Raw genomic sequence first — 11,609 nt, forward strand, 5'->3', positions numbered from 1 at the left:
ATTAACTTTGCAGTGATTTTGATTGGCTTTTTTCTCTCAAAAAAGTGGCTGTACTTGGTGCTAACCCAAAGCTCTGGTCGAATGATGCTTTTTGTGCAAAGGTAATTTGTGAAATCATCGCATAGTGATGTACTGCATGGCTTCCTACAAATATAAGCTCTCGTGCTAATGAGGTTGTTACAGTTTGTACATTTTTACTTTTAATTGATACTTCGCTTGAAAGTAACAGCGGTTTATTAAAATCATCTGTACTTAGCTGTTCAATCCACGATGCTATCTCGGCAATTTTTTTTATCGCTTCGCAGGGGTTACTTTCAATATTACTGCCGCGTAGGCGACTATCGTAATCAATATTATTTATATCAAAACCCGTCATTAAAGATTGGTAATGATCGATAATGTGGCGCATATGTGACCCAGCTGAACTAATGAAATTAGGAGCAACGATTTGCGAATAATCCTCTTTAGTTACACTTTCAAGATAAGTATGACCTTGAGCGAGTATTTCTAACTGACTATTTAACATTGAATCGGTTTTCCTCATTTATAATTTCGTCGTATATGCATACATAACGTTAGATAACATTTTGAATAATGCAATTTTGCATTGTATAAATAACTAGAAAGCTGTTCTTACAATAAAATTTCAAAATTTATGCAGTAATACATTTTTATATACAAAAGTAATTAATGAAAAGCTAGATAATATAGAGAGGGATATTAGTAGATGTAAAAGCAAATGGCGCTCTCGGTAGGGATCGAACCTACAACTCAGCCTCCGGAGGGCCACGTGATATCCATTTCACCACGAGAGCACATTTGTTGCCTCCACACCAACTCGCGATATCAGTGCTTTAGCATCAGCAATGATAAAGAGATCTTTAAATAAATACCAGTAACATCAGCTTATATGCTTATTAATTAAACTCTTTTAAATAAAACACTTCACAATGGCTTAAAAACACGCTATTTATTCTTATTGAATAAGAAACAGTAACGGTTTAGCAACATTGAAACTACGATTGTCGCTGTGCGGATTAATTTAATACGAGGAAATAATGATGAGTTTAATGTCTACTGAGCAAGTTGCTGAGTTTTTAGGTGTAAAAGTAGAGCGTGTAAAACGTCTTTCTAGAGAGAGTTTATTAATTGCTAAATCAGAAGATGAAAATGGCGAACCACAATTTGATACAGCCGAAGTAACTAAATACAAAGAGCTAGCCGAGCGCTTTGGTGGCCTTTAACATCTATAAAAAGTATTATTAACGAGTTTAGTTAGCTGCGCGCGTAACATTACAGATTTATTAGTTATGCCGCGCTCTTCGTACCAGCCAATACATAACACTAAAAAAAACAGCTTATAGTAATTCAGCTTATCTATTGAAAGATCAAACGTTTTTGTTTTATCGATGCTATTTTTATAGTTATTTAACAATGCACTTTCACTGCTCTCATTAAAATTAAAGCTCACTGCAAGGGCTGCCAAATCAAAATACACATCGTTAGTTTGTGCGTATTCAAAATCAATTAAATATATACCTGAAGCATTTACAATAATGTTGTCTTTTACTAAGTCGTTATGACAAAAACCTGCATTAAATGACATAGCTGTAACTGCTTTGAGTGCCTGCTCTATTTGAAGTTTATATTGCGTATATACGCCGGTGTTTTGATAAAAATGAAGCTCTTTAGCTATATCCATTGGCGCGGTAGACACTTTGTAATTGTGCACTTGAGCAAGTTTATTAATAAAGCTAAGCGTTATATCCGATTGCGCGCTCTTGCCTTCAATATAGTTAAATACCGCACGACCGTTTTCTTTATCAAGCCAAATAGGCGCTGGACATATATTAAAGTCACTTAAAAAGCGCTGCGCTTCAAGGCCGTCACTTGGCCAATGGCTTTTATAACACTTTAACAAATACCCTTGTTGCTCGGTACGTATTAAAAAATTATCGTTACTAAAGCCATTAAGTAATCGCTCGCTTGAAACAATGCTTGTAGGCTCTATAAACGCACTACACATTTTTACTAACTGAGTATGGGCAATCATTGATTAAAGCTGTGCTAGAGGCTTAGCTTGGCTTTGTTCGTATTCTTCGTACCAGGTTTTAAAGCCCCACGCTGCCATAATGGTATAAAATATAAAGAGTGCTAGCGTTGGGTAATAGCCTTTTTCGTAATATAAATACATAGAAGCTGCATCTATAACAATCCAGTACAGCCAGTTTTCGAGGACTTTTTTAGCAACTAAGTAAGTAGTTACTACTGCAAAGCACGTTGTAAAGCTATCAAGATAAGCAAAATCAGCATGAGTATAGTTTTGCATAACGTAACCTATAGCTATTGCAGCTATAGTTGTTAAACTAATTAAAACAGCATGGCGGTTTATCGACCACGATGTAATATTTAAATTTGCAGCTTTGCCTTTACGCCATACAACCCATCCAAATACAGCCATATACATATAATAAAAATTAAGTAATGACTCCATAAGTAATGCACCATTCCAGTACATTATTGTATAAATGAGCGTACTAAAAAACGCCGCAGGCCAACACCATAAGCTTTCTTTTATTGCTAATAATAAATAAGCCATCGACAACCCTACCGCAATATACTCCCAATGCGACATTGCTGTAAAACCACTTAAGGTTTGTGTTAAAAAGTCCATATTATGCAGTTACCGTTTAGTTGTGCCGATTGTTATACCAACCTGCTTATATACGGGGTCTATTTAACGTTAAGAAAATTACGCTAGAACTAGGCAAAAATTTTTGTATCTAGTTGTTCTAAATAAAAATTTTTAACGACGTTATAGTGCAATTTAATTCGTTAAATTGATCAAATATTTATGCAGGTTGGTATTATAGGCTATTCAGGCGATAAGTCGCCAGAGAGAAACTTACATACAAAAATAGCTTTACCAAATTCTTCATATGAGCGCTTAATTTCGGTATTTAATACCTGCATTACTAAATCGTAATCACCAAAAATTTGCGTTGATAACGTGTTAGTAATCACTTTTAAATCATCGTATTCGTTTAATCTGTCAATAAACCCTTGTATAAACGGGATATAGTCTTGGTGAAGTGGGTATTTACTGATCTCTACTGATAATTTCATTTTCGACTCTTTATTTTAATTACCGATTACAACAAGTCATTCAATGCTAGAGCCGTTATTAAATACAGTGTAAAATCGCTGCAACACTCAATTGAAATGAGCTTAATATGGCACGTAGAATAACCTACAAATATAAAAACGAACCGCGCGAGATTAATTTCGCTAAAGATAAATACCACGACATGTATCAAGCAATTGCTGCCGCTGAAGGTATTGATCTGACTAATTACTTAAGCATGGTACAGCAAATAGAAATGACCTCAAAAGGGTCTGCCTCTGTTCGTAACTTTCGCGACCAAGAATTTGCCCGTATGGGCTTTAGCGATATTTACTTTATAAAAGAGTAAATACAGCTTTATAGCTGTGTCAACGCTGATACTCATAACTTACGCGCGGTGTAATATTACATAATAGCTCGTAGGGAATAGTATCAGCGCATAGTGCTATTTCTTCAACTGGTAGCTCAGGGCCCCACATAGTAACCCTGTCGCCAACTTTAATATTATGCTCATTAGTGCCTATATCTACACTAATCATATCCATTGCTACACTACCGACAATACCATAACGCTGCTTGCCAATTATAACGGGGGTCCCCTCTTTAGCGTGCCGAGGATAACCATCGCCATAACCCATAGCCACAACAGCTAACTTGGTTGGTTTATCGCTTTTCCAACGACCACCATACCCGACCGCCTCATTAGCAGGCACATTTCGCACTGCAATTACGCGCGTAGTTAAGCGCATAACTGGTTTTAATTTATGTTGTTGCCCAATACTATTTGCCATAGGCGATACACCATAGAGCATTAGACCAGGGCGTACCCAATCACCATGTCCATTTGGCCACGCGATAATACCCGCTGAATTTGATAAACAATGCGCTTGGTCAATACCATTCACTAAGTTATCAAATAACGTAATTTGTTGAACCGTTTTAGCATTATCAACATCATCAGCACACGAAAAATGGGTCATCAGATTAACAGTGTTTTTAGCGTTAGGTGTTTTTTGTAAACGGCTATAAAATTCTTCAAACTGCTCTGGCGCAATACCTAGTCGATGCATACCTGTATTTACTTTTAACCAGCATGTTATTGGCGCATCAAGCTTTGCTTTTTCAAGCGCAGCTAATTGGTACTCATCGTGAATAATAGTTTGAAAATTATTAGCAAGTAAAATAGGTATGTCGGCTTTATTAAAGAAGCCTTCGAGTAAAACTATTGGCTTTGTTAGGCCCCCCGCTCGCAGAGCTAACGCTTCATCTATCCGCGCCACAGCAAATGCGTCAGCATCATTTAAATGCTGCGCAATCGTTACTAAACCATGTCCGTAAGCATTTGCTTTTAGCACCGCCATTACTTTGCTATTAGGTGCAAAACACTTAACTTGCGCTAAATTATGCGCAAGTGCAGCTAAATTAATTTCAGCAGTGGCTAAGCGCATTAGTAATCGTCATCTACCGCTGGTCCCGCGTAATTATCAAAGCGAGAAAATTGACCTTGGAATGTTAAACGCACTTTACCAATTGGGCCGTTACGTTGTTTACCTATAATAATTTCGGCAATACCTTTATCGGTACTGTCTTCGTTGTACACTTCATCACGGTAAATAAACATGATTAAATCGGCATCCTGCTCTATCGACCCGGACTCACGTAAATCTGAGTTAATTGGGCGTTTATCGGCACGTTGCTCTAGCGTACGGTTAAGCTGTGAAAGTGCAACAACCGGACATTTTAGCTCTTTTGCTAATGCTTTAAGTGAACGCGAGATTTCGGCAATTTCGAGCGTTCGGTTATCGGCAAGGCTTGGTACACGCATTAACTGCAAGTAATCGACCATGATCATACTAATGCCGCCGTGGTCGCGGGCTATACGCCTTGCACGTGAACGAACATCAGTAGGTGTTAAGCCCGACGCATCATCAACGTACATTTTACCTTTTTCCATCAACAAGCCCATTGTTGATGAAAGTCGTGCCCAATCGTCATCATCTAACTGGCCAGTACGTACCTTAGTTTGGTTAATACGGCCAAGAGACGCTAGCATCCTCATCATAATTTGCTCAGAAGGCATCTCTAGAGAGTAAATTAATACTGGTTTGTCTTGAGTCATTGCAGCATGTTCTGCAAGGTTCATCGCAAAGGTGGTTTTACCCATTGATGGACGCGCTGCTACAATAATTAAATCGGATGGCTGTAAGCCCGTCGTCATTTTATCAAGATCGGCATAACCTGTACTTACACCTGTTACACCATCTTGTGGCGATTGATAAAGCTCTTCTATTTTATCAACGGTTTTTTCAAGGATGCTATGAATGCTCTGCGGACCTTCATTACTTTTTGTTCGTTGCTCAGCAATTTTAAACACTTTGCTTTCGGCAAAATCAAGTAAATCGTGACTAGTACGCCCTTCAGTATTAAAACCCGCTTCTGCAATTTCGTTCGCTACGCCAATCATTTCACGTACAACAGCGCGTTCGCGTACAATACTTGCGTAAGCGTCAATGTTAGCAGCGCTTGGCGTGTTTTTAGCTATTTCAGCTAAATAAGCAAAACCACCAATTCCTGCAAGCTTATTATTTTTTTCTAAACTTTCAGAAATAGTGATTAAATCTATTGGATCGCCAATCTCAGCAAGTGCCGTCATCGCTTCAAAAATTAACTTGTGCGTACGGGTATAAAAATCCTGTGATACAACAAGTTCAGCTACGCGGTCAAAAGCTTGGTTATCAAGCATTAAACCACCTAAAACAGATTGTTCAGCTTCTATTGAATGGGGAGGAACTTTAAGAGTATCGACTTGCTTATCTGGTTTGGCCATAACTTCACAGTGGTAAAATTGAATGGCTCTATTCTATCGACTTGAAGGGGCTGTGCAAATAGAAAAGCAGGAAATCTTTTCCTGCTTTTTGTAATCGTGAAGGTGAGAGCGTTATTTTATACGAAGCTCTATGCGCCCACTAATGGTATCCATTTCAACATTAGCATTACCGCCATTGATACTAAATTCTAAATCACTGGCTGGGCCATATTTAGCTTTACTGACTTTGTCACTAGTAACTTTATTAATGATTTTGCCATTAGCATGGGCTTTAATTTCAAAATTTGCAGATACGCTGTCAGGAAAGTAAAAATCACCATCGCCACTTACCGATTCAAAACGTACATCACCACCTTTTAAAAGCTCTTTAATGTGTACTTCGGCTTCGCCATTTACCGTGTTAATACGTAAGTTTTTAATTGACGATAGCGTAAAATTTATATCGCCATTTACATTTTCAAGGCGCACATCATTGGCGCTTGAGGTTGATTTAATATCGCCATTAACAGCACTAAAACGCAGTTCACCACTTGATTGCCTATCGTTAATTTCGCCATTTACGGTTTCAAATTGAATATTACCACTTAAATTTTGTGCATTTACGTCGCCATTAACTGTGGTCAATTTAATATTACCGGCAATATCATCTACCGTAATTTCGCCATTAACCACATCAACTTCAGCACCGTTTTTTAGCTCTTTCGCAGTCACCGATACATTAACGCCAGCAAACTCTAAGCTGCTGCTTTTAGGCATAAATATGGTTAGGCTTGAGCCATCGCCATTATTACTCCAATTTGATTTACGTGGCATTTTTACAATAAACTGAGTTTTATCGCCATTTGTTTTAAGCTCATAACCTTCTGCTTTGTCATCAAGCTCGCCAGATACTTTAAATTCGTTTTTATCCCAGCCTGTAATATGTATATCACCGCGTTGGTTTTCAATAAAAATAGTGCCGCCATTTGGTACGTCTATTTGCTTATCTATTTTTTCACCCGCAAATACCGCCAATGGAAATAAGCTTAGTCCTAATAAAATCGCTTTCATGTCGTACTCCTAAATGTGCTGCCAACGTGGCGCGTGCACCTTGTTAATTAAATCAAGTTGTTGTTGATATATTTGCGCTAACATTGTCAGAAGCGCTTGGTTTTGTGGTTCATTTTCAAGAGCTTGCATTATTGCTTGTTCAGCCTCTTCTAATTCTTGTAGTTGTGTTTGCCAATTAGTGGTCAATGCTTCTTTATTTTCGTATTCAACTAACAAACTGTTTTTTTTCGCCGAAAAGTAATCACTTATAGCCACTACGGGTTGTGGCTCGGGCGCTATAATAAATATATTTACAGCAATTAAAGTAGCTAATGTGCAGGCAGCTATTGCCGTTAGTTTTGGCCAAATGCCAGCTTTTTTTTGGTTCTGCTTATTATTAACAATTGCTCGCTCAATCCCTGCCCATAAATCTTTTTGTGGTGGTATCTCTTTATCAAGCATATTTAATGATTTGTTTAAGTAATCGTCAAAATTTGGTTTATTCATTTTCATACCACTCTTGTAATAACTGCCTAGCACGATGATATTGCGATTTACTTGAACCAACAGCCATACCTAACTGTTCGGCTATTTCCTCATGCCTGTAACCTTCAATTGCAAACAGCACAAACACCATACGTGCACGCTCAGGAAGCCTTACTATTAATTTATCAAGGCCATTTAAGCCTTCGCAATCATTAGCTGATTGCTCATCCATACCGCTGTGTTCAATGCTCACCACTTTTTGTAGCCAATTTTTTTGCTTGCGTAGGTAGTTAATCGCAATATTGCTGGCAACACTGTAAAGCCAAGTAGAAAACTGCGAGCGACCGTCAAATTGCGCTATTTTATGCCACACCTGTACAAACACTTCTTGCGCTGCATCTTCAGCATGCGCTTGGTCGGCTAATAAGCGTAAACATAAACCGTAGACTCGTTTTATATGTAACTCATAAAGCGTTGTATATGCCGCCTGCTCACCCGACTTAACACGTTCAATAAGTGTAGCCTCGCATAAAGGCGTTTGTTCGGGTTTAACGTGTAACATCCGTGATGTCGCCTTTTAATTATTATTATTGAGTTAGTGTATTGATAAGTTAGACGTAATAACAGTTCGAAAAGGTTTAAAGGGAATGAAAAATAATTGAATAAAAAAGGGCTTGTACGAGGTTGTATTTAACTATGCCCTTAACTAGTGACTAATAAACGAAGTTAGCCAAATTACAGACACAAAAAAGCCGTGCTAATAGCACGGCTTTTGTCGCTTAATTAAAAAATTAAGCTTCAGCGATTACGATTACTTTAATAGTAGCCGTTACGTCTGAGTGAACTGAAATTGATACGTCAAATTCACCTGTCTCACGGATAGTACCTAGAGGCAAACGAACTTCTGACTTAGCAACTTCAACACCAACAGCTGAGATAGCGTCAGCGATGTCACGAGTACCGATTGAACCGAATAACTTACCTTCGTCACCAGCTTTAGATACTAATGTAACTTCTGCTAATGCTTCTAGTTTTTCAGCGCGTGCTTGTGCAGCAACTAACTGTTCAGCGATTTTCGCTTCAAGTTCTGCACGACGAGCGTCAAACGTTTCAATGTTAGCTTTAGTCGCAGGAACTGCCTTACCTTGAGGGAAAAGGAAGTTACGTGCGAAACCAGATTTAACTACAACCTGTTCACCTAGGCTACCTAGGTTAGCGATCTTATCTAGTAGAATAACTTGCATGTTTCTACACCTTTTAAAAACTGTTAATCCGCTGCTTACTTATGTAAGTCAGTGTATGGAAGAAGGGCTAAGTAGCGAGCACGCTTAATAGCAGTTGCTAGCTGGCGCTGGTATTTAGCGCTAGTACCTGTAATACGGCTAGGTACGATTTTGCCACTTTCTGTAACATAGTTTCTAAGAGTAGCTAGATCTTTGTAATCGATTTGCTTTACGCCTTCCGCTTTAAAGCGGCAGAACTTACGACGTCTGAAATAACGTGCCATGAGATTAATTCCTCAAATAATTCTTTCTATATGCTGAGCATGCAAAACCAATTGGCTAAGGCCGTTACGACCTTCGTGGCGATTTAAAAAACCACTCACTTGCAATGCCTGCCCAACGTGCAAATGTTGAGTCTGTTGTTGCATTTGCTTTCCACTGGCAACTACCTGAAGCCTCACGTAACTATTACGGTTAAGGTCTGCTTCGGTTTGCATCGATTTATGTTCTACAACAAAAATACAATGCGGGATGCCAGCAGGGCTTTGGCTAAACTTGGGAGTTTTACAAACTACCCCAGATATAACCAGCTGATTCATAAAAGGGCTAACCATTTATATTTACCGCCAGTTAAACGCCATGCTAGGACTCAAAACAATTAAGCAGCTGGTGCTTCTTTCTTCTCTTCTCTTGCAAGAGGAGACGCTTCAGTTTCAGCAGTTTTAGTGCGGATAACTAAGTTACGAAGCACTGCATCGTTGTAGCGGAAAGTAGTTTCTAGCTCGCTGATTACTTCAGTTGGTGCTTCAACGTTCATAAGAACATAGTGAGCTTTATGAAGCTTGTTAATTGGGTAAGCCAATTGACGACGGCCCCAATCTTCAAGACGGTGGATAACACCACCAGCTTCAGTGATAGAACCAGTATAACGTTCGATCATACCAGCAACTTGCTCACTCTGATCTGGGTGAACCATGAATACGATTTCGTAATGACGCATGGATATTCCTTACGGTTAATAGAGCCTTCTACCGTTTCGGCCGGTCGGTTTAAGGCAAGGAATTAATAGTTTAAAAGCCGAAATGAGCGCGCATTTTACGCTTAGACGGATAATTAAGCAAGCAGGTTTTTAAGCTTTTATAGATAAGTGTTTAAAAGTAATAATTACGAGCTTCGCTCATCTCGTTAGCAAGCCGTAGGGCTAAAGGTAAAGCTAAACTCGGAGCTCAATATTTGTCATATACGCCAAGCTTTCGCGCGTAAAAAGCGCAACTTTGAATTACTTAAGTCTCACACCTGCCTCAAAATATAAGTATTTACTCAAGCTTAAAGCCGTGCAATTATTAAGCAATATATTATTAAATAAGGATATTTATGAAGCTCTTACTACCGCTTGTATTAATACTTACTTTTAGTACACCATTTTTAAGCCACGCAAAAACTAATACAACCGACATAACCATTGGTAAAAAAGTCATTCTGCAATCAAAAATACTCAACGAAGACAGGCCCATTAAAATTTTCATACCTGACACTGTAAAAGACGACCAGCCCCTTTATGTTATTTATTTACTTGATGGTGTTGAGCACTTTCATACGGCGTCTGGTGTTATTAAATCCCTTGTAGATTACGAGCAAATACCCAATGCAATGCTCGTTGGTATTGATACAACTAACCGTGTTCGCGATTATTTACCAAAAGTAGAAGGCGAGCCTAAAACAGAGTTTCAAACCTTTGTTAAAAATAAATGGCCTGACGCTGGGCAAACCGACAACTTTTTAAAGTTTGTGTCTGACGAACTAATGCCCTACATAAATAGCAATTACTCGACTAACGGCTACAGCACCTTAATTGGTCACTCTAATGCTGGTACATTAGCGCTTTATACTTTAGTTAATCAGCCGGAATTATTTAACAACTACATAGCTATTAGCCCAAATAGTTGGTGGAGTGATGAAGAGTTAAAAAATAATATTATTAAATACACTAAAAACCCTAAAGGCAGCCAATCGTTATTTATTAGTGTAGCAAGTGAAGGCTCACGCTTTTATACAGGTGTATTAAATACTTTAGTAAATTTAGAACAACAAATGCCTACACAGCTAAAATGGGAATATAAGCATTACCCTACTTTTAGTCATATGGGCACCATACTACCAGCACTTAGCGATAGCCTAATTAACCTATTTGGCGACCTAATATTTAAAGTGACTGACGAGCACGGAAGATTTGCTGATGTATCGCTTATTACCGGTTACTACCAAGCACTGAGTGATAAGTACGGATTTGAGCTTAAAATTCCACAAGATGTGTACGTAGAATTTGCGCATAGCCAGCAAAAATTTGGCAACACTAAAAAAGCGATAACTACGCTTAAACACTTTACTCGCGATTATCCTGATGCTGCTTACTCCCACATGCGACTATCACAAGGGTACACTGCTAACAAACAGTTTAAAGAAGCCGTAACTAGCATGAAACAGGCACTAGAACTTGCTAAGCAAAACTCGCGAGACCCAATGTTAGTTGATGCGCTACAAGATATGGTGAATGAAGCACAAAAGAAATTATAATTGATTTAACGCAAAGCGTTTTTAACTAACTATAGTAATTACGAGCTACGCTCGTCGCGTCAGCAAGCTAAACGCCTACAGGTAAAATTAAGCTCAGTGTTAAACTTTACATGTAGTCGCCGAGCTTGCTCGCCTGAAAAGCGCAGCTTTTAATCTATTTAAAGCCACTTAAAAATAAAAAAACCGATGCTTAAACTAAGCATCGGTTTTTCTTTGCCGAAAGCTGACAGCTAAAAACTTAAAATTTTACTTTCTCGTTGGGTTTCGCTTCACTCAACCCAACCTTGTATCTCTTCTTGATGAGTGTTTAGCTAGCACTTGTCACATCGGGAAGACAGTGAGCTCG

General features: G+C 38.6%; 16 protein-coding genes and 1 tRNA gene. 3 read left to right on the plus strand and 14 right to left on the minus strand.

What is annotated here, in order from left to right:
• Position 1 precedes the first annotated feature (1 nt).
• Entirely contained in the window at positions 2-544 is a 543-nt protein-coding gene (locus I6E80_RS17880) for a hypothetical protein (RefSeq protein ID WP_231616822.1), read from the minus strand.
• Between the two features lie 196 nt (positions 545-740).
• Positions 741-815, minus strand: a tRNA-Arg gene (locus tag I6E80_RS17885).
• Between the two features lie 246 nt (positions 816-1,061).
• On the opposite strand from I6E80_RS17885, the gene I6E80_RS17890 reads away from it, so the two are divergent.
• Positions 1,062-1,244: a hypothetical protein gene (locus tag I6E80_RS17890; RefSeq protein ID WP_007587299.1), complete on the plus strand. Its 183-nt coding sequence runs from the start codon at positions 1,062-1,064 to the stop codon at positions 1,242-1,244.
• Here the strand turns inward: I6E80_RS17890 and I6E80_RS17895 are convergent.
• The 3 genes from I6E80_RS17895 to I6E80_RS17905 all read right to left on the minus strand — a co-directional run bounded on the left by I6E80_RS17895 (position 1,241) and on the right by I6E80_RS17905 (position 3,126).
• Positions 1,241-2,053 (minus strand): phosphotransferase, encoded by an 813-nt coding sequence (locus I6E80_RS17895; RefSeq protein WP_170072650.1) that lies wholly within the window; start codon positions 2,051-2,053, stop codon positions 1,241-1,243. The two genes, I6E80_RS17890 and I6E80_RS17895, sit on opposite strands and share 4 nt — an antisense overlap.
• A gap of 3 nt (positions 2,054-2,056) precedes the next feature.
• On the minus strand, positions 2,057-2,674 hold the full coding sequence (gene pnuC, locus I6E80_RS17900) for a nicotinamide riboside transporter PnuC (RefSeq protein WP_076925268.1): 618 nt from the start codon (positions 2,672-2,674) through the stop codon (positions 2,057-2,059).
• Between the two features lie 200 nt (positions 2,675-2,874).
• Positions 2,875-3,126 (minus strand): hypothetical protein, encoded by a 252-nt coding sequence (locus I6E80_RS17905; RefSeq protein ID WP_007587304.1) that lies wholly within the window; start codon positions 3,124-3,126, stop codon positions 2,875-2,877.
• A gap of 107 nt (positions 3,127-3,233) precedes the next feature.
• Here I6E80_RS17905 and I6E80_RS17910 point away from each other — a divergent pair, with 107 nt between their 5' ends.
• Positions 3,234-3,473, plus strand: coding sequence for a DUF2960 domain-containing protein (locus tag I6E80_RS17910; RefSeq protein ID WP_024600730.1), 240 nt, complete (start codon positions 3,234-3,236; stop codon positions 3,471-3,473).
• 19 nt (positions 3,474-3,492) lie between these two features.
• On the opposite strand, the gene alr is transcribed toward I6E80_RS17910, so the two are convergent.
• The 9 genes from alr to rpsF form a co-directional block, all read right to left on the minus strand.
• On the minus strand, positions 3,493-4,572 hold the full coding sequence (gene alr / locus I6E80_RS17915) for an alanine racemase (RefSeq protein ID WP_024600731.1): 1,080 nt from the start codon (positions 4,570-4,572) through the stop codon (positions 3,493-3,495).
• Entirely contained in the window at positions 4,572-5,951 is a 1,380-nt protein-coding gene (gene dnaB / locus I6E80_RS17920) for a replicative DNA helicase (protein ID WP_024600732.1), read from the minus strand. The genes alr and dnaB overlap by 1 nt, the downstream gene beginning before the upstream one ends.
• Before the next feature lie 111 nt (positions 5,952-6,062).
• A complete protein-coding gene (locus I6E80_RS17925; RefSeq protein ID WP_197186124.1) occupies positions 6,063-7,001 on the minus strand; it encodes a DUF4097 family beta strand repeat-containing protein in 939 nt (312 codons plus the stop codon).
• Between the two features lie 9 nt (positions 7,002-7,010).
• Positions 7,011-7,493: a hypothetical protein gene (locus tag I6E80_RS17930; RefSeq protein WP_197186125.1), complete on the minus strand. Its 483-nt coding sequence runs from the start codon at positions 7,491-7,493 to the stop codon at positions 7,011-7,013.
• Complete coding sequence (locus tag I6E80_RS17935) at positions 7,480-8,028, minus strand: RNA polymerase sigma factor (protein ID WP_024600735.1); 549 nt, start codon at positions 8,026-8,028, stop codon at positions 7,480-7,482. Before I6E80_RS17935 ends, I6E80_RS17930 begins: the two co-directional genes overlap by 14 nt.
• Positions 8,029-8,257: 229 nt before the next feature.
• The gene (rplI, locus tag I6E80_RS17940; RefSeq protein ID WP_002962755.1) at positions 8,258-8,710 is read right to left on the minus strand and encodes a 50S ribosomal protein L9; all 453 of its coding nucleotides are present in this window, start codon (positions 8,708-8,710) and stop codon (positions 8,258-8,260) included.
• A gap of 35 nt (positions 8,711-8,745) precedes the next feature.
• Entirely contained in the window at positions 8,746-8,973 is a 228-nt protein-coding gene (rpsR, locus tag I6E80_RS17945) for a 30S ribosomal protein S18 (RefSeq protein WP_024600736.1), read from the minus strand.
• A 12-nt stretch (positions 8,974-8,985) separates the two neighbouring features.
• The gene (gene priB / locus I6E80_RS17950; protein WP_033015549.1) at positions 8,986-9,303 is read right to left on the minus strand and encodes a primosomal replication protein N; all 318 of its coding nucleotides are present in this window, start codon (positions 9,301-9,303) and stop codon (positions 8,986-8,988) included.
• A gap of 44 nt (positions 9,304-9,347) precedes the next feature.
• The gene (gene rpsF, locus I6E80_RS17955; RefSeq protein ID WP_007378473.1) at positions 9,348-9,689 is read right to left on the minus strand and encodes a 30S ribosomal protein S6; all 342 of its coding nucleotides are present in this window, start codon (positions 9,687-9,689) and stop codon (positions 9,348-9,350) included.
• Positions 9,690-10,063: 374 nt separating this feature from the next.
• Between rpsF and I6E80_RS17960 the strand changes: the two genes are divergently transcribed.
• Positions 10,064-11,263, plus strand: a complete 1,200-nt coding sequence (locus I6E80_RS17960) for an alpha/beta hydrolase-fold protein (RefSeq protein ID WP_197186126.1) — start codon at positions 10,064-10,066, stop codon at positions 11,261-11,263.
• Positions 11,264-11,609 lie beyond the last annotated feature (346 nt).

The organism is Pseudoalteromonas sp. NSLLW218 (assembly GCF_015864775.1).
GTDB lineage: Bacteria > Pseudomonadota > Gammaproteobacteria > Enterobacterales > Alteromonadaceae > Pseudoalteromonas.